Source organism: Pseudomonas sp. AC252 (assembly GCF_979258105.1).
The window spans coordinates 1,704,801-1,722,771 of sequence record NZ_OZ409837.1 but is presented as its reverse complement, the minus strand read 5'-3'; the positions used below and the strand labels follow the sequence as shown (position 1 = coordinate 1,722,771).

Annotated in this window: 16 protein-coding genes; 10 read left to right on the top strand and 6 right to left on the bottom strand. The window is 61.1% G+C overall.

Going from position 1 to position 17,971, the window contains the following annotated elements; all coding sequences use genetic code 11:
- Positions 1 to 4: 4 nt before the first annotated feature.
- Positions 5 to 1,426 carry an aminotransferase-like domain-containing protein gene (locus ACZZZ4_RS08060; protein ID WP_073470921.1) on the bottom strand — a complete coding sequence of 474 codons (1,422 nt, stop codon included), beginning with the start codon at positions 1,424 to 1,426 and terminating at the stop codon, positions 5 to 7.
- Between the two features lie 175 nt (positions 1,427 to 1,601).
- On the opposite strand from ACZZZ4_RS08060, the gene ACZZZ4_RS08055 reads away from it, so the two are divergent.
- Positions 1,602 to 1,844, top strand: coding sequence for a DUF1127 domain-containing protein (locus tag ACZZZ4_RS08055; protein WP_122692327.1), 243 nt, complete (start codon positions 1,602 to 1,604; stop codon positions 1,842 to 1,844).
- A 120-nt stretch (positions 1,845 to 1,964) separates the two neighbouring features.
- Here ACZZZ4_RS08055 and ACZZZ4_RS08050 read toward each other — a convergent pair whose 3' ends face one another.
- The gene (locus tag ACZZZ4_RS08050) at positions 1,965 to 3,275 is read right to left on the bottom strand and encodes an NAD(P)/FAD-dependent oxidoreductase (RefSeq protein ID WP_463547588.1); all 1,311 of its coding nucleotides are present in this window, start codon (positions 3,273 to 3,275) and stop codon (positions 1,965 to 1,967) included.
- A 146-nt stretch (positions 3,276 to 3,421) separates the two neighbouring features.
- Here ACZZZ4_RS08050 and ACZZZ4_RS08045 point away from each other — a divergent pair, with 146 nt between their 5' ends.
- Positions 3,422 to 3,775, top strand: coding sequence for a YkgJ family cysteine cluster protein (locus tag ACZZZ4_RS08045; protein ID WP_463547587.1), 354 nt, complete (start codon positions 3,422 to 3,424; stop codon positions 3,773 to 3,775).
- 113 nt (positions 3,776 to 3,888) lie between these two features.
- Here the strand turns inward: ACZZZ4_RS08045 and ACZZZ4_RS08040 are convergent, their stop codons facing one another.
- Positions 3,889 to 4,377 (bottom strand): Lrp/AsnC ligand binding domain-containing protein, encoded by a 489-nt coding sequence (locus ACZZZ4_RS08040; RefSeq protein WP_003177284.1) that lies wholly within the window; start codon positions 4,375 to 4,377, stop codon positions 3,889 to 3,891.
- 153 nt (positions 4,378 to 4,530) lie between these two features.
- On the opposite strand from ACZZZ4_RS08040, the gene dadA reads away from it, so the two are divergent.
- From dadA to ACZZZ4_RS08010, 6 genes are all read left to right on the top strand, one after another.
- Positions 4,531 to 5,835: a D-amino acid dehydrogenase gene (gene dadA / locus ACZZZ4_RS08035; protein ID WP_463547586.1), complete on the top strand. Its 1,305-nt coding sequence runs from the start codon at positions 4,531 to 4,533 to the stop codon at positions 5,833 to 5,835.
- Positions 5,807 to 6,160 (top strand): RidA family protein, encoded by a 354-nt coding sequence (locus tag ACZZZ4_RS08030; RefSeq protein WP_016772564.1) that lies wholly within the window; start codon positions 5,807 to 5,809, stop codon positions 6,158 to 6,160. The genes dadA and ACZZZ4_RS08030 overlap by 29 nt, the downstream gene beginning before the upstream one ends.
- 93 nt (positions 6,161 to 6,253) lie before the next feature.
- Positions 6,254 to 7,327, top strand: a complete 1,074-nt coding sequence (gene alr / locus ACZZZ4_RS08025; RefSeq protein WP_051600813.1) for an alanine racemase — start codon at positions 6,254 to 6,256, stop codon at positions 7,325 to 7,327.
- Between the two features lie 88 nt (positions 7,328 to 7,415).
- Positions 7,416 to 7,964, top strand: a complete 549-nt coding sequence (locus ACZZZ4_RS08020; RefSeq protein WP_016772566.1) for a cupin domain-containing protein — start codon at positions 7,416 to 7,418, stop codon at positions 7,962 to 7,964.
- Positions 7,965 to 8,145: 181 nt separating this feature from the next.
- A complete protein-coding gene (locus tag ACZZZ4_RS08015) occupies positions 8,146 to 8,559 on the top strand; it encodes a c-type cytochrome (RefSeq protein WP_039757383.1) in 414 nt (137 codons plus the stop codon).
- A 169-nt stretch (positions 8,560 to 8,728) separates the two neighbouring features.
- Positions 8,729 to 10,651 carry an acetyl-CoA hydrolase/transferase C-terminal domain-containing protein gene (locus ACZZZ4_RS08010; RefSeq protein WP_463547585.1) on the top strand — a complete coding sequence of 641 codons (1,923 nt, stop codon included), beginning with the start codon at positions 8,729 to 8,731 and terminating at the stop codon, positions 10,649 to 10,651.
- A gap of 123 nt (positions 10,652 to 10,774) precedes the next feature.
- On the opposite strand, the gene ACZZZ4_RS08005 is transcribed toward ACZZZ4_RS08010, so the two are convergent.
- Both ACZZZ4_RS08005 and rep read right to left on the bottom strand, forming a co-directional pair.
- Positions 10,775 to 11,347, bottom strand: coding sequence for a xanthine phosphoribosyltransferase (locus tag ACZZZ4_RS08005; protein WP_016772573.1), 573 nt, complete (start codon positions 11,345 to 11,347; stop codon positions 10,775 to 10,777).
- Positions 11,348 to 11,404: 57 nt separating this feature from the next.
- On the bottom strand, positions 11,405 to 13,414 hold the full coding sequence (rep, locus tag ACZZZ4_RS08000; protein WP_016772574.1) for a DNA helicase Rep: 2,010 nt from the start codon (positions 13,412 to 13,414) through the stop codon (positions 11,405 to 11,407).
- 271 nt (positions 13,415 to 13,685) lie between these two features.
- On the opposite strand from rep, the gene ACZZZ4_RS07995 reads away from it, so the two are divergent.
- Positions 13,686 to 15,356, top strand: coding sequence for a putative bifunctional diguanylate cyclase/phosphodiesterase (locus ACZZZ4_RS07995; protein WP_129997930.1), 1,671 nt, complete (start codon positions 13,686 to 13,688; stop codon positions 15,354 to 15,356).
- Positions 15,357 to 15,434: 78 nt separating this feature from the next.
- Here ACZZZ4_RS07995 and ACZZZ4_RS07990 read toward each other — a convergent pair whose 3' ends face one another.
- The gene (locus ACZZZ4_RS07990) at positions 15,435 to 16,829 is read right to left on the bottom strand and encodes a NorM family multidrug efflux MATE transporter (RefSeq protein ID WP_463547584.1); all 1,395 of its coding nucleotides are present in this window, start codon (positions 16,827 to 16,829) and stop codon (positions 15,435 to 15,437) included.
- A gap of 159 nt (positions 16,830 to 16,988) precedes the next feature.
- Here ACZZZ4_RS07990 and ACZZZ4_RS07985 point away from each other — a divergent pair, with 159 nt between their 5' ends.
- Complete coding sequence (locus ACZZZ4_RS07985; RefSeq protein WP_039757387.1) at positions 16,989 to 17,909, top strand: LysR substrate-binding domain-containing protein; 921 nt, start codon at positions 16,989 to 16,991, stop codon at positions 17,907 to 17,909.
- Positions 17,910 to 17,971 lie beyond the last annotated feature (62 nt).

Sequence of the window (17,971 nt, the reverse complement as noted above, 5' to 3'; positions counted from 1 at the left end):
AAGGTCAGTCGGTCTCAGCGAGTAATTTGATCGCCGCGGCGCCGACCTTGCGCACCGCTTCTTCGATCTGTGCTGTTGGTTTGGCAGCGTAGTTCATGCGCAGACAATTGCGGTATTTGCCCGAGGCGGAAAAGATGCTGCCGACGGCAATCTGTACGCCTTGATCGTGCAGCGCGCGATTCAGTTTCAGGGTGTCGAAACCCTCAGGCAGTTCTACCCAGAGCATGAAGCTGCCCTGCGGGCGACTGGCGCGAGTGCCGGCGGGAAAGTAGCGCGTCACCCAGTCGATCATCGCGTCACGATTGCGCTGGTACTGCATGCGCATGCGCCGCAAGTGCGGCTCGAAATGGCCGGCCTTGATGAATTCGGCAATCGCGATCTGCGGCTGCGGCGCGGTGGATCCGGTGCTGATGTATTTCATGTGCAACACCCGCTCGAGATATCGGCCCGGCGCCACCCAGCCGATGCGCAGCCCCGGCGCCAGGGTCTTGGAGAACGAGCTGCAGAGCAGCACGCGGCCGTCTTCGTCGAAGGATTTGATCGTTCGCGGACGCGGATAGGTGTAGGCCAGTTCGCCGTACACATCGTCTTCGATGATCGCCACGTCGAAACGCTGGGCCAACGTCAACAGCGCGCGTTTGCGCGATTCGGGCATGACGTAGCCGAGCGGGTTGTTGCAGTTCGGCGTGAGCTGAATGGCCTTGATCGGCCACTGTTCCAGCGCCAGTTCAAGGGCGTCGAGGCTGATCCCGGTGAGCGGGTCGGTGGGGATTTCCAGAGCTTTCATGCCCAGGCCTTTGAGGGTCTGCATGGCGCCGTGGAAACTTGGCGAGTCCACCGCGACGATGTCGCCCGGCTCGCAGATCGCGTGGATGCTGGTGGACAGCGCTTCGTGGCAACCGGTGGTGATCACCAGCTCGCTGGCGCTCAACTGGCAGCCGGAATCAAGCATCAGACGCGCGATCTGTTCGCGCAGTTCTAGGTTGCCGTGGATGTTGTCGTAATACAGACCGGGCATGTCCTGCCGGCGGCTGATTCGCGCCAGTCCGCGCAGCAGCGGCTTCATGGTGGGTGAGCCGACATCGGGCATGCCACGGCCCAATTGCACGACATCCTTGCGCGGTACCGCGCGAATGAGTTCCAGCACTTGATCCCATTGCGAAATCTCGACTGGCCGCTGCGCGGGGCGGCCTACGGCGGGGAGCTCCGGCAACTCGCGGCCGACTGGGACAAAGTAGCCAGACTTGGGTTTCGGCGTGGCGAGGCCGCTGTCTTCAAGCACGCGATACGCCTGCTGCACCGTGCTCAGACTGACTCCGTGTTCGACGCTCAAGGCGCGCACCGACGGCAAGCGATCACCGGGGCGATAGAAGCCTTGTTCGATACGGGTGCCGAGCAATTCGGCGAGATTTACATACAGAGTCATGGTGGCCTCGGTGCGTCTTGGTGGAAACCAGTACAGATGCGGCAAAAATCGATCATTCAGTCGGCGAATCGGCAAATCTGTATGGAGTTAATACAGGTTCTTTGAGTCTGTAATGGTTTTGCTTGCCCGCGCATCATGGAATCTCTGGCTACCCAAGTAAACAGGAGCAACGAAAATGAACGGCTTGAGCGATGTGCGGCTGACGTTACACAGTCAGGAACTGGCGGCAGGGCAGAAGGACAGCGCGCGCAATCTGCTGCGTAACGCACCGTCCGGCCTCAGTCGCTGGGGCCTGTTCTGGCATCGTCTGCACACGCGCAAGGCGTTGCTCGGCCTGACACCGGAGCAACTCAGGGATGTCGGGCTGACGCGAGAGCAGGCAAGGGAGGAGGGGTTGAAGCCGTTTTGGCGGATCTGAATAACACAGATCGTTCCCACGCTCTGCGTGGGAACGCCGCCCCGGACGCTCTGCGTCCGCTGTGACGCAGAGCGTCACTGGATGCATTCCCAGGCGGAGCGTGGGAACGATCCTGATTCGTCAGACCAACTCTTTCAGCCGATGCCACAGCATCCCCAACGCCAACAACGGCGAGCGCAAGTGCTTGCCGCCGGGAAAGGTGATGTGCGGCACCCTGGCGAACAGATCAAAGCCGCCGCCATGCTGCCCGCTGATCGCCTCGGCCAGCAGCTTGCCGGCCAGGTGGGTGGCATTCACTCCATGCCCGGAATACGCCTGGGCGTAATACACGTTCGGCTGCTCGGCGAGCCGGCCAATCTGCGGCAAGCGGTTGGCACCGATGCCGATCATCCCGCCCCACTGATAATCGATTTTCACCCCGGCCAATTGGGGGAACACTTCAAGCATCTTCGGCTGCATATAGGCGCCGATATCCTTCGGATCGCGTCCCGAGTAATGACACGCGCCGCCGAACAGCAAGCGTCGATCCGCCGAGAGCCGGTAGTAATCCAGCGCTACCCGCTGGTCGCAGACCGCCATGTTCTGCGGCAGCAGGTTGTGCGCCTGCTCTTCGCTGAGCGGTTCGGTGGCGATGATGTAGCTGCCGGCGGGCAGGACCTTGCCGCTCAGTTGCGGGTTGAGGTCATTGAGATAGGCATTGCAGCCCAACACCAGCGTCTTCGCTCGCACCGAGCCTTGCGCGGTGTGTACCTTCACTTCGGGGCCGTAATCGATGCGCGTCACGGCCGAACGCTCGAACAACTGCACGCCCAGTTGCTGCGCCGCTGCCGCTTCGCCCAGCGCCAGATTCAGCGGATGCAGATGCCCGGAGCCCATGTCGATCAAGCCGCCGACATAGCGTTTGGAACCGACCACGGTGTGCATTTCACTGGCCTGCAACAGACGGATTTCGTAGCTGTAACCGAGGCCGCGCAACTCTTCGGCGTCTTCGGCAAAACCGTCGAGATCGGAAGGCTTGTTGGCGAGGTCGCAGTAGCCCCAGGTCAGGTCGCAGGCAATGCCGAAACGCTCGACGCGCCGGCGGACAATCTCCACCGCTTCCAGGCCCATGAGTTTCATCTCGCGCACGCCTTCGGCACCGATGACATTGGCGAACTGATCCAGGCCATGGCCGACACCGCGAATCAACTGCCCGCCGTTGCGACCGCTGGCGCCCCAGCCGATCCGGTGCGCTTCCAGTAAAACCACGCTGAAACCGCGTTCGGCGAGTTCCAGCGCGGTATTCAGCCCGGAAAAGCCGCCGCCGACCACGCACACATCCGCCACCACCTCGCCTTGCAGCATGGGATGGTCAGGCTGCGGCAGGCTGCTGGCGGCGTAATAAGAGGCAACGTGGGGTTGGCTCGCGGTGGTCGGGGCGCGGGCGGTCATGGGCATCATCCAACGGCTGAGTGTCGAGAAAATTTGACGGAGCATAAGCCGCACGCCCGAACGTGGGCAACATCGGTCGGCCTCCGGTTTCTGGATCCGGGCTTTTGCGGCACAATCATCAGCCCGCCACTTTGGTCACCGTTTCAATGAGCTGCAACAGCCAGAAAATCCGCACCCTGCGTCAGCAGATTCCCACGTTCAACTGCGTGCCGGGCTGCCACGACTGCTGCGGGCCGGTGACCACTTCGCCTGAGGAAATGGCCCGGCTGCCGCGCAAGACCCGCGCCGAGCAGGATGCCGCGCTGGAAGAACTCAACTGTGTGCATCTGGGGCCGAATGGTTGCACTGTGTATGAAGAGCGGCCGCTGATCTGTCGACTGTTTGGTACGACCAATACCCTGCCATGCCCGAACGAGCGGCGGCCGGTGGAGTTGATTCATCCACGGGCGGAGAAGCAGATATTTGAGTACATGGCGGCGAATCGGCAGGTGTTGGTTTAGCTGTTGCGTTCAGTTCAGACCGAGTCGACGTCTTCGCGAGCAGGCTCGCTCCCACAGGAGATTGCATTTCAAATGTGGGAGCGAGCCTGCTCGCGAAGGGATCAGCGCATATCTCAATCCGGAATCGGCAGGGACAGGCTTTCTTTCACCTCTTCCATGACGATATAGCTCTTCGATTCACGCACATGCGGCAGCTTCAAGAGAATGTCGCCGAGCAGTTTGCGATACGACGCCATCTCGGAAATCCGCGCCTTTACCAGATAGTCGAAATCCCCCGACACCAAATGACACTCCAGCACATGCGGCAGCTTCAGCACCGCGCGTCTGAATTCTTCGAATGTGTCGCCGGATTTGTAGTCGAGGCTGATCTCGACGAACACCAGCAGGCTACCCTTCAAATGCTGCGGATTGAGCCGGGCGTTGTAGCCCATGATGATCCCCTCGCGCTCCAGACGCCGCACGCGCTCGGTGCACGGCGTGGTCGAGAGGCCGACCTTTTCCCCCAGTTCGGTGAAGGAAATCCGCCCGTCCGCTTGGAGGATGCGCAGGATATTGCGGTCGATCTTGTCCAGCTCACGTTTGGTCTGAGTGTTGGTACGCATAGGGGATGCGCCTCCGTGAAAAGGGTTTTTGCCGAGAATTGTCGCCAAATATAGGCGCTTATATAGTGAAAAGCACTGGCATTTCTTTTTTACACTGCGCCCATCATTGCTCTAACAAACAGTTCGGCGAAAAGCCGCGATGAGGGATTGAAAATGCGCGTCATGGTCTTGGGTAGCGGCGTCATCGGTACCGCCAGTGCTTACTATCTGGCGCGTGCCGGGTTCGAAGTGGTGGTGGTCGACCGGCAGCCTGCTGCGGCCATGGAGACCAGTTTCGCCAACGCCGGCCAGGTCTCGCCGGGTTACGCCTCGCCGTGGGCCGCGCCGGGCGTGCCGCTCAAGGCCATCAAGTGGCTGCTGCAACGCCATGCGCCATTGGCGATCAAGGCCACCGCCGATATCGACCAATACCTGTGGATGGCGCAAATGCTGCGCAACTGCACCGCCAGCCGTTACGCGGTGAACAAGGAGCGCATGGTGCGTCTGTCCGAGTACAGCCGTGACTGCCTCGATGAATTGCGCGCCGAAACCGGTATCGCCTACGAAGGCCGCAGCCTCGGCACGACGCAGTTGTTCCGTACTCAGGCGCAACTGGATAACGCCGCCAAAGACATCGCCGTGCTGAAAGAGTCCGGCGTGCCGTTTGAAGTCCTCGACCGCGCCGGCATCGCCCGCGTCGAGCCGGCTCTGGCCGGCGTGACCGATATTCTCGCTGGCGCGCTGCGTCTGCCCAACGACCAGACCGGCGACTGCCAGATCTTCACCACCCGTCTCGCCGTAATGGCGCGCAAGCTCGGTGTGGAATTCCGTTTCGGCCAGGACATCCAGAAACTCGACTACGCCGGTGATCGCATCAACGGTGTGTGGATTGACGGCAAGCTGGAAACCGCTGACCGCTACGTGCTGGCGCTCGGCAGCTACTCGCCGCAGTTGCTCAAGCCGTTGGGCATCAAGGCTCCGGTGTATCCGCTCAAGGGCTATTCGCTGACCGTGCCGATCACCGATCCTGCCATGGCGCCGACGTCGACCATTCTCGACGAGACCTACAAGGTTGCGATCACCCGTTTCGACAACCGCATCCGCGTCGGCGGCATGGCCGAGATCGCCGGTTTTGACCTGTCGCTGAACCCGCGTCGGCGCGAAACCCTGGAGATGATCGTCAACGACCTTTATCCTCAGGGCGGCAATCTGGCCGAAGCGAGTTTCTGGACCGGCCTGCGCCCGACCACGCCGGACGGTACGCCGATCGTTGGCGCCACGCCGTTCAAGAATCTGTTCCTCAACACCGGTCACGGTACGCTCGGCTGGACCATGGCCTGTGGTTCCGGCCGTTTGCTCGCCGACCTGATGGCGAAGAAAAAGCCGCAGATCAGCGCCGAAGGCCTCGATATTTCCCGTTACGGCAACCAGACCCAGGAGTCCGCAAAACATGTCAATCCAGCGCCAGCTCACCAATGAGCGCATGAGTCAGATCGTCAGCCACAACGGCACCGTGTATCTGGCCGGGCAGGTCGGCGACGACTTCGACGCCGGAATTGAACAGCAGACCCGCGACGTGCTCGCCAATATCGAGCGCTTGCTCGATCTGGCCGGGACCGACAAGCAGCATCTGTTGTCGGCGACAATCTATTTGAACGACATCGAAGCGCACTTCGCCGGGATGAACGCGGTGTGGGACCAGTGGTTGCCAAAAGGCGCTGCTCCGGCCCGCGCCACCGTCGAAGCGAAGATGGCCAAGCCGAGCATTCTGGTGGAGATCTCCATCGTCGCCGCGCTGCCATAACGGTTCCAAGATCCCTCTCCCGGTGCTGTTGGAGGTTCACGCCGTCAGTCAGCGCCGGTTTTTCTTCCCATGACCGCCCAGAAGTCTGCCGCCATGCGTCCTGCCCGTGCCCTGATCGACCTTCAAGCCCTGCGTCACAACTACCGAATTGCCCGTGAAGTCACCGGCGCCAAGGCGCTCGCGGTGATCAAGGCGGACGCCTATGGCCATGGCGCGGTGCGTTGCGCCCAGGCGCTGGAAGCCGAGGCTGACGGATTTGCGGTGGCCTGCATTGAAGAAGCACTGGAGCTGCGTTCCGCTGGGATTCGCGCGCCGGTATTGCTGCTGGAAGGCTTCTTCGAAGCCGACGAGCTGGCGTTGATCGTCGAGCATGATTTCTGGTGCGTGGTGCATTCGCTGTGGCAGCTCGAAGCGATCGAGCAGGCAGTCCTGAGCAAACCGATCACGGTATGGCTCAAGCTCGATTCCGGCATGCACCGCGTCGGCCTGCATCCGAAAGACTACCCAGCGGCCTATCAGCGTCTGCTGGCCAGCGGCAAGGTGGCGAAAATCGTGCTGATGAGCCACTTCGCCCGCGCCGATGAACTGCATGCGCAAAGCAGTGCCGAGCAGGTCGCGGTGTTCGAAGCGGCGCGTCAGGGTCTGGCGGCGGAAGTCAGCTTGCGCAACTCGCCAGCCGTGCTTGGGTGGCCAGAAATTCAAAGCGACTGGGTACGCCCGGGCATCATGCTCTACGGCGCGACCCCGTTCGAAGAAGCCAACGCCGTCGCTGAACGCCTGCAACCGGTGATGACCCTCGAATCGAAAGTCATCAGTGTGCGTGAATTGCCGGCCGGTGAACCGATCGGCTATGGCGCCAGATTCATCACCGACAAGCCAATGCGCATCGGCGTGGTCGCCATGGGCTACGCCGACGGTTACCCGCGTCAGGCGCCGACCGGCACACCCGTGCTGGTGGCGGGCAAACCCAGCCGCCTGCTGGGGCGCGTGTCGATGGACATGCTCTGCATCGATCTGACCGACGTAGCGGAAGCGGGGCTTGGCTCGACCGTCGAGTTGTGGGGTAAGAACATCCTCGCCAGCGACGTGGCAAAGTGGGCCGATACCATCCCGTATCAGATCTTCTGCAACCTGAAGCGGGTGCCAAGGCTCTATTCCGAGGGTTGACGCCGCTGCGGGGGCCAAGTGTTGTAAATACTGAACGCTGTCGCCATGATAACGCTCAATATTCTTACAACATCAGGAGGCTCCCGCCTTGGACGTCGGTGAACGACTGCAATCGATCCGCAAGCTCAAAGGGCTTTCCCAGCGTGAACTCGCCAAACGCGCGGGCGTCACCAACAGCACCATTTCGATGATCGAAAAGAACAGCGTCAGCCCTTCGATCAGTTCGCTGAGAAAGGTGCTCGGCGGGATTCCCATGTCGATGGTCGAGTTCTTTTCCGAAGAGATCCTGCAGGACCAACCGACCCAGATCGTCTACAAGGCCAACGAGCTGATCGACATCTCCGACGGCGCCGTGACCATGAAACTGGTCGGCCGGGCCCATCCGAGCCGCGCCATCGCCTTCCTCAACGAAATCTACCCGCCGGGCGCCGACACCGGCGAAGAAATGCTCACCCACGAGGGCGAGGAAACCGGGATTCTGGTGGAAGGTCGCCTCGAGCTGGTGGTAGGGCTGGAAACTTTTATCCTCGAAGCTGGCGACAGCTACTATTTTGAAAGTACCAAGCCGCATCGTTTCCGTAACCCGTTCGACGTACCGGCGCGACTAATCAGCGCAGCCACGCCGGCGAATTTCTAAGCAGAAGGCGCCAGGCCAATACGGCAGAGGCCCCCGAAACGATTTACCGATGCGCTACAAGACCCCTCTAACCATGGGGTTGTTTCAGTACAGCGGCCTACCCGCTATACTTGCGCCCGCCTGCGAACCGTGGCCGCAGGCGTGAATAGCCACCATTGAGGGTGAACGCGTGAACCTAATTATGAAAATGCTGGCCGCACCAGCAACCGTACTGGCCCTCTGGGCTGTCAGCGCTCAAGCTGCGACAAATGACGACATCGCCAAACGCCTCGAGCCCGTCGGCCAGGTGTGTGTCCAAGGGCAGGAATGCAAGGGTATGGAAGTGGCCGCGACGGCTGGCGGCGGTGGCGGGGCGAAGGCACCTAAAGACGTGATCGCCAAGCACTGCAACGCTTGCCACGGCACGGGCCTGCTTGGCGCGCCGAAGATCGGCGATAAGGCAGCCTGGAAGGAGCGGGCCGATCATCAGGGTGGTCTGGACGGCATCCTCGCCAAGGCCATCACCGGCATCAACGCCATGCCGCCGAAAGGCACCTGCGCCGATTGCTCCGATGAAGAGCTCAAGGGCGCGATCAAAGAGATGTCCGGTCTGTAATCAGCGCCGGCTTTGAAAAAAACCGTCTTCGGACGGTTTTTTTGTGCCTGTGGTTTCTGGTTTCCGATTCATTCAGGCCCTGATCCCTCCAAACCAAATGCTGTCCTTTGCAGCAAACTCAAGGCAATCTCGGTCTACCCCTATCAACGGAACGGGCGGGAGGCTTCAGATGGTGCAGTTGTGTTCGATCGAACAGGCGGTGGACGATGTGCTGGCGCGTTTGCCGGCGCACATCCACATGGGCCTGCCGCTGGGGCTGGGCAAGCCGAATCACTTCGTCAACGCGCTGTACCGGCGGATCAAGGAGCTGCCCGAACGGCAGCTAACGATCTATACCGCGTTGTGCCTCGGTCGGCCGAATCTGGGCGATGGCTTGCAGAAGCGTTTTATCGAGCCCTTTGTAGAGCGGGTGTTTGATGATTATCCGGAGTTCGATTTTCTCGCCGATCTGCAGCGCGACAGCCTGCCCGCCAACATCCGTATCCAGCAGTTTTTCATGCAGCCTGGCAGTCTGCTCAACAGCGCGCCGGCGCAGCAGGATTACGTCAGCAGCAATTACAGCCATGCCGCCCGCGACATCAACGCCGCGGGCCTGAACCTGGTGGCGCAATTACTGGCCAGCAGCAGCGAACATCCCGATCGTCTGAGCCTGAGTTGTAACCCGGACATCACCCTCGACCTGTTGCCGATGATCGCCAAGCGCCGTGAGGCGGGGGAGACCATCGTGCTGGTCGGCCAGGTGCATACTGATCTGCCGTACATGCCCGGCGATGCGGAAGTCGACATCGACACGTTTGATCTGCTAATCGACGAGAAGGACAGCAGCACGCTGTTTTCCACGCCGAACATGCCGGTGGGGTTTCAGGATCATTTCATTGGCTTGCATGCGAGCACGCTGGTGCGCGATGGCGGCACGTTGCAGATCGGCATCGGTTCGATGGGCGATGCGTTGACCGCCGCGTTACTCGCGCGGCAGGCCGATAACGCCGGCTATCAGGCGTTGCTCGATGACATCAACCTCAGCCAATGGGCGCAATTGATCCAGCGCGAGGGTGGCACCGCGCCATTTGCCAAAGGCCTTTACGGCTGCAGCGAAATGTTCGTCAACGGCCTGCTGGTGCTGGCGGATGCCGGGATCATTCGGCGCAAGGTCTATCCGGATGTGCCGACGCAGGAGCAGGCCAACGCCGGTACCCTCGACGAAGCCGCGCAGCCCGACGGTATCTCGGTGCACGGCGGCTTCTTCCTTGGCCCGCGCAGTTTTTATGAACGGCTGCGCGAGTTGCCGCAAAGCAAGCTGCTGGAATTCAACATGACCCGCATCAGCTATATCAACGAGCTGTACGGCCAGGAAGAGCTCAAGCGCTTGCAGCGCATCGATGCGCGCTTCATCAACACCGTGTTCACCATGACTCTGCTCGGCGCCGGCGTGGCTGATCAATTGGCAGACGGACGCGTGCTCAGCGGTGTCGGTGGGCAGTACAACTTCGTTGCCCAAGGCCACGCGCTGGAGGGCGCGCGATCGATGTTGATCCTGCGCAGCTGGCGCGAGTCCGGCGGCGAGGTCAGCTCCAACATCGTCTGGGATTACGGCCACTGCACGATTCCGCGGCATCTGCGTGACATCGTCGTTACCGAGTACGGCATCGCCGACCTGCGCGGCAAATCCGACGCAGCGGTGATCGAAGCGCTGCTTAATATCAGCGATTCACGCTTCCAGCCGGGACTGATCGAACAGGCGCAAAAAGTTGGCAAGCTGCCGAAGGATTTTCGCCTCGATCCACGTTTCGCCGACAACACACCGCAGCGCTTGCAGGCGATTGCCGCACGGCATCCGAACCTGTTTCCGGAGTATCCGCTGGGCTGTGATTTCACCGCGATCGAACGGGATCTGCTGCGGGCGCTGAACTGGCTGAAGAGCAAGTTCAAGCTGACCGAGATTCTCGACTTGGGCAAGGCAGCGCTGGATGCGCCGGAGGCCTCAGCGTTCCCGGAACATCTTGAGCGGATGCAGCTGACGAATCCGGAAGGCTTGAAGGAGGACCTGTTTCAGCGCCTGCTGCTCACCGGCCTCAAAGCCACCGCACAGTAACTGCCGCCACAAAACCGAATGTGGGAGCGGGCTTGCTCGCGAAAGCTGTGTGTCATTCACTCAACAGGGTGACTGAGACAATGCCTTCGCGAGCAAGCCCGCTCCCACAAGGATATTGCATGGTTACTCGATGAAGGTAACGACGCCATCCTTCAGCGATTGCACGCGGGCCAGCGATTCAACGCGGTAGCCCTGCGAGTCCAGTTCGGCGCGGCCGCCCTGGAACGACTTCTCGATGACAATGCCCAGACCGGCCACGGTGGCGCCGGCCTGTTTGATGATCGAAATCAGCGCTTGCGAGGCCTTACCGTTGGCCAGGAAGTCGTCGATGATCAGCACGCGGTCGCTGCTGGTCAGGTGGCGCGGGGAGATGGCCACGGTGCTTTCGGTCTTCTTGGTGAACGAGTAGACGGTCGCCGAGAGCAGGTTTTCAGTCAGGGTCAGGGACTGTTGCTTGCGGGCGAAGATCACCGGCACGCCGAGGTTCAGCCCGGTCATGATCGCCGGGGCGATGCCCGAGGCTTCGATGGTGACGATCTTGGTGATCCCCGAATCCTTGAACAGCGCGGCGAATTCGTCACCGATCAGCTTCATCAGGGCCGGGTCGATCTGGTGGTTCAGGAAAGCGTCGACTTTCAGGACTTGATCGGAAAGCACGATGCCTTCTTCGCGGATTTTTTTGTGCAGTGCTTCCACAACAGCTTCCTCTGTTGGCGCGATGGGCGCCGAAGGTAGATTAAAAAGTAGTCGATTCTAGCGCTTTAACATCGCGCGTATATCGGCCAATGCGCTATTGCCACGCACGGCTTTGACTTCAGTCGGGGTGTCGTCGTTGCCTTCCCAGGCCAGATCGTCCGGCGGCAGCTCATCCAGAAAGCGGCTCGGCGCGCAGTCGATGATTTCACCGTACTGCTTGCGCTTGGCAGCGAAGGTGAAGGCCAGGGTCTGGCGGGCGCGCGTGATGCCCACGTAGGCCAGGCGGCGCTCTTCTTCGATGGTGTCGGCTTCGATGCTGGAGCGGTGCGGGAGGATTTCCTCTTCCATGCCCATGATGAACACGTAGGGGAATTCCAGGCCTTTGGAGGCGTGCAGCGTCATCATTTGCACGCCTTCGGCGCCGTCCTCTTCTTCCTGCTGGCGCTCGAGCATGTCACGCAGCACCAGTTTGCCGATGGCGTCTTCGACGGTCATTTCGCCGTCTTCGTCTTTCTCGAGGGTGTTTTTCAACGCCTCGATCAGGAACCAGACGTTGCCCATGCGGTAGTCCGCCGCCTTGTCGCTGGAGCTGTTGGTACGCAGCCAGTTCTCGTAGTCGATGTCCATGACCATGCTGCGCAGCGCCGAGATCGGATCTTCGCCGGCGCACTGCTCGCGAACCTTGTCCATGAAGCGCTTGAAGCGCGCCAGGCGATCAGTAAAGCGGCTGTCGAGATGTTCGCCGAGGCCAATTTCGTCGGTGGCGGCGTACATCGAGATCTTGCGCTCGGTCGCGTAGTTGCCGAGCTTTTCCAGGGTGGTCGAGCCGATCTCGCGGCGCGGCACGTTGATCACGCGCAGGAAGGCGTTGTCGTCATCCGGGTTGACGATCAGGCGGAAGTAGGCCATCAGGTCCTTCACTTCCTGGCGACCGAAGAAGCTGTTGCCGCCGCTCAGGCGATACGGCACCTGATGGTGCTGCAGCTTCAATTCGATCAGCTTGGCCTGATAGTTGCCGCGATAGAGAATCGCAAAATCGCTGTACGGACGATCGGTGCGCAAGTGCAGGCTGAGGATTTCCATGGCCACGCGCTCGGCTTCGGCGTCCTCGTTGCGGCAGCGAATCACGCGGATCTCGTCGCCGTGGCCCATCTCGCTCCACAGCTGCTTTTCGAATTCGTGCGGGTTGTTCGAAATCAGCACGTTGGCGCAACGCAGGATGCGGCTGGTGGAGCGGTAGTTCTGCTCGAGCATCACCACTTTCAACGACGGATAGTCGTCTTTGAGCAGCATCAGGTTTTCCGGGCGCGCGCCACGCCAGGCGTAGATCGACTGGTCGTCGTCACCCACCACGGTGAACTGGTTGCGCTTGCCGATCAGCATCTTCACCAACAGGTACTGGCTGGCGTTGGTGTCCTGGTATTCGTCGACGAGCAGGTAGCGCACCTTGTTCTGCCACTTTTCGAGAATGTCGGCGTGTTCCTCGAAGAGCTTTACCGGCAGCAGGATCAGGTCGTCGAAGTCCACCGCGTTGAACGCCTTGAGCGTGCGCTGATAGTGGGTGTAGACGATGGCGGCAGTCTGTTCCTTGGGATTGCGCGCATTCTCCAGGGCCTGAGCGGGCAGGATCAGGTCATTTTTCCAGGCGCCGATCATGTTCTTGATTTCGTCGACGCCGTCGTCGCCTGCGTATTCCTTCTGCATGATGTCGGTCATCAGGGCTTTGACGTCGGTCTCGTCGAAGATCGAGAAACCGGGTTTGTAGCCCAGCCGCGCATGCTCCTTGCGGATAATGTTCAAGCCCAGGTTGTGGAAGGTGCAGACCGTCAGGCCGCGCCCTTCGCCGGCACGCAACAGGGTGCCGACCCGCTCTTTCATTTCGCGCGCGGCCTTGTTGGTAAAGGTCATGGCGACGATGTACTGGGCGCGGATGCCGCAGTTCTGGATCAGGTGCGCGATCTTGCGCGTGATCACGCTGGTCTTGCCGGAGCCAGCACCGGCGAGCACCAATAGAGGGCCGCCGACGTAGTTCACGGCTTCTTGCTGCCGGGGATTGAGTCGGGACATACGAAAATTCGGGAGTCGTTGACGAAATGGGCCGGCATTTTAACAGGCTCAGCGATTTCTGCTGCTCTGTCCGACTTGTGACGCAGCACGCGATTCAGATTTGCCGGTTTTGTTACTTTCACGCAGGATGCGCGGGGATTTTGCGGCTAATGTTCTCCTTCTGACGCAAAATAACGTTTTGATGCCGTTGTCATCAGACAACACATTGGTCATTGTTCAGCACAACGGCATAATGCCCCGCCTACATCATTGCAGAGTCTAGGGAGTCAGCTTGTCTACGCCTGTCGAACCCTTGCGTTTGCTGCTACTGGCCGAAGAGCCAGCGTGGACAGCGTTGTTGCGTGAGTGTCTGGCTCCGATGGGGAGCGCGGCGGTGCTGATCAGCGCGCCGAATTGGGATTCGGTCAGCCGCCTGTTCGAGGACAACCGCCACGCGGTACTGCTGACCCTGCCAGCGTTGCAACCGCCGCCCGGGCGTTGCAGCCTGCCGACCGTTCTGCTGCTGGAGCACGAACCGGCCACCGCGCCGATCGGTGTCAGCGACTGGCTGGTGTTCGACGCCCTCGATGCCGGCATGCTCCAGCGTTGCCTGCGCCATGTGCGCGAACGCGGCGTGCTGGAAAACACTTTGCAGCGCCTGGCCGAACAGGACCCGCTGACCGGCATCGCCAACCGTCAGGGCTTTCAGACCCTGCTCACCGCGCGTCTTGCCGAAGGCGACGGTCGCGGTCTCGCTCTCGGCCACCTCGATCTCGACAATTTCCGCCATGCCAACGACGCCCTTGGTCATCAGGCTGGCGATCGCTTGATCCTGCAAGTTGTTGCGCGGCTGAAAAGTCAGCTGGAGGCCGGCGATCAACTGGCGCGGCTGGGCAGTGATGAATTCGCTTTGCTGATCGACACCCGCCGAGCGCCGCAACGCGCCGAGTGGATGGCTGAACGCATTACCGAGGCCTTGGCCGAACCTTATTGGGTCGACGGCGAGAGTCTGCTGATCGGTTCCAGCCTCGGCATCGCCCATGCCCGCGCCAATGGCGGCGCCGATCCGCTGATGTGGCACGCGCACATCGCCATGCAGCAGGCCAAGAGCACACAGGGCTGCACTTTTCATATCTTCAACGAACGCATCAACCGCAACGCGCGCAGCATGGCCGACCTCGAAAGTGAACTGCGCCGGGCCTTGCGCCGCGATGAACTGGAACTGCATTACCAGCCACGCCTGAATCTTGCGGACGGCCAGATTGTCGGCCTTGAAGCGCTGGTGCGCTGGCGTCATGGCGAACGCGGTCTGTTGCCGCCGAGCGAATTCGTGCCACTGGCCGAACAGAGCGGTCTGATCGTGCCGCTGGGTTACTGGGTGATCGCTCGCGCGCTGCGTGACATGCAGGCATTGCGCGAACAGGGTCTGGCGCCGCTGCACATGGCGATCAACCTGTCGTTCCGGCAGTTTCAGGACAGCCAGTTGCTACCGACGCTCAGTCGTCTGATTGCCGAACGCGGCGTCGAGGCGCAGTGGCTGGAATTCGAACTGACCGAAACCGCGGTGATGCGGCGCAGCGATCTGGTCAAACAGACCATGGACGCCCTCGGCCGCCTCGGCGTGCGCTTCTCGCTGGACGATTTCGGCACCGGGTTTTCGTCGTTCGTGCACCTCAACAGCCTGCCGATCACCTTGCTGAAGATCGACAAGAGTTTCGTCGGCGGCATGGAACAGCGCGAAGAGAACCGCAAACTGGTACACGCGATGATCAACCTCGCGCACAACCTGCATCTGGAAGTGGTTGCCGAAGGGGTCGAGACGCCAGAGCAGCTGGATTTGTTGCGCGGGTTCGGTTGCGATCAGGTGCAGGGCTATCTGATCAGCCGGCCGTTGCCGTTGGAGGATCTGGTGGAATATCTGATCTTTGGAGCCAGTCAGCAGGCTTCGGTGGAAGCCATTTAAAAGATCGCAGCCTTCGGCAGTTCCTGCCTTGGAATGTGTTCCCTTGTCGGAGCCGCCGAAGGCTGCGATCTTTTGATCTTAATCCGCGCCGATGGCCTCGAACCTTTCTGCAACTGGCTCGCGCCGAATCATCCGCTGCATCTTCCATTCAAACGCCAGCGTCAGGCTCACCGCCGCGCATGCCAGCCCCAGCGCCAGGCCCCACCACACGCCCGTCGGCCCCCAATTGAGGTGGAACGCCATCCACCACGCCGCCGGTGCGCCAATCAGCCAATAGCAAGCGAGCCCCACGAGAAATGTGGTTTTGGCATCCTTGAGTCCACGAATGCAGCCCATGGCAATCGTCTGTGTGCCGTCGAACAACTCGAACCACGCCGCCACCGCCAACAGGCTCACCGCCAGACGGATCACCTCGGCAAACGCCGGGTCGTTGTGGTCGAGGAACAGGCCGACCAACTGATTCGGCCACAGCCAGAACACCAGGGCGAAGCCGAGCATTACTACTGCTCCGAAGGCGATGCCGACACGCCCGGACATGCGTGCGTCGATCAGTTGCCCGGCGCCGTAGTGTTGGCCGACGCGCATGGTGATGGCATAGGACATCCCGGCCGGGACCATGAACGCCACCGACACGATCTGCAGTGCAATCTGATGCGCACCCATTTGCGTACTGCCCATGGTGCCCATGCACAGCGCAGCGAAAGCGAACAAGCCGACTTCCACCGCATAGGTGCCGCCAATCGGCAGACCCAGGCGCCACAACTCTTTCAGGTATTGCCGGTTCGGCCGCGACAGGCCGGCGCGCAACGGATAAGCGTCATACGCTGGATGCTGGCGAATGTGCCAGGCCAGCGTCAGTGCCATGCAGTTGGCGACAATCGCCGTGACCAGACCAATACCGGTCAGACCCAATTGCGGCAGGCCGAACATGCCGGTAATCAAGGCGTAGTTGAGCAGGAAGTTGGCCACGGTGCCGGCGAGGCTGATGACCATCACCGGCGTCGCCCGGCCGATTGCACTGGTAAAACCGCGCAGGGCCATGAAGCTCAAGTAACCGGGCAGGGCGAAGGGCAGGGCGATGAGGAACTGCCCGGCGGCGTTGACGTTGGTTTCGGTCTGGCCGAACAGCAGTAACACCGGTTTCAGGTTCCACAACAGCAGCCCGGCGCCGAGGGCCATCAGCCAGGCCAGCCACAACCCGGCCTGGGTCAGGCGCGCGGCGCCGAGGATGTCACCGGCACCCTGACGGATCGCCACCAATGTGCCGACCGCTGCAATCACGCCGATGCAGAAAATCGACACGAACGAGTAACTCGCCGCACCGAGGCCACCTCCGGCCAACGCTTCCGGACTCAGGCGCGCCATCATCAGGGTGTCGGTCAGCACCATCAGCATGTGCGCCAACTGCGAAGCAATCAGCGGCCCCGCCAGCCGCAGGATGGCCCAGAGTTCGGTACGCACAGGATGCCGCATGGTCATCACCACCTGATTTCAGAGGGAACAGCAGAGCGTCGATTCTCGGCGCTTGGCAGGCGTTGCACAAAGGGATAAAAAGGATGGGTGGCATGATTAATACTCATCCTGAAACGTACCCGCCGGATTGGCTATATCCCCGCTACTGGAGCTTTGTGTATGTCCCGACGCCTTCCGCCGTTGTATGCCCTGCGCGCATTCGAAGCGGCAGCGCGACACAGCTCGTTCACGCGCGCGGCGGAAGAACTGTCGATTACTCAGAGCGCGGTCAGTCGGCACATCCGCACCCTTGAAGAACATTTCGCCTGCCGGCTGTTCCATCGCAGCGGGCGCAACCTGCAACTGACCGAGTCGGCGCGGCTGCTGTTACCCGGCATCCGCGAAGGCTTTGCCGCCCTTGAACGCGCCTGCAATACCTTGCGCGCCGAGGACGACATTCTGCGCATGAAGGCGCCTTCAACCCTGACCATGCGTTGGCTGTTGGCGCGGCTGAGTCGCTTCCGCCATTTACAGCCGGGCAATGAGGTGCAACTGACCAGTGCGTGGATGGATATCGATTCGGTGGACTTCAACAACGAACCATTCGATTGCGCGGTGTTGCTCAGTGACGGGCATTTCCCGCCGGACTGGGAAGCGAGCCTGCTGTTTCCCGAGGAACTGATTCCGGTCGGCGCGCCGAACCTGCTCAATGATCAACCTTGGGACGTGGCGCGTCTGGCGAGCGCTGAACTGCTGCACCCGACCCCGGATCGCCGCGACTGGCGCAGTTGGCTGGAGCGCATGGGTCTGTCCGATCAGGTCTCGCTCAAGGGCGGACAAGTGTTCGATACGCTGGAGCTGGGCATGATTGCGGCGGCACGTGGTTACGGTGTCTCCATGGGCGATTTGCTGATGGTTGCCGAAGATGTCGCGCAAGGGCGCCTGAGTCTACCGTGGCCGACCGCCGTCGCCAGTGGCCTGAATTATTACCTGGTATGGCCAAAGCCACGCCCGGGAGGTGAACGTTTGCGCCGCCTCAGCGACTTTCTGCAGGGCGAGGTCCGTGCCATGCAACTGCCAACGGTAGAGCGCTTGAGCTGAAACGTTCGAGCCGGCACAATGCCACTACTGCGCCATACCCACGCAAAGTGCTCAAGTATTCG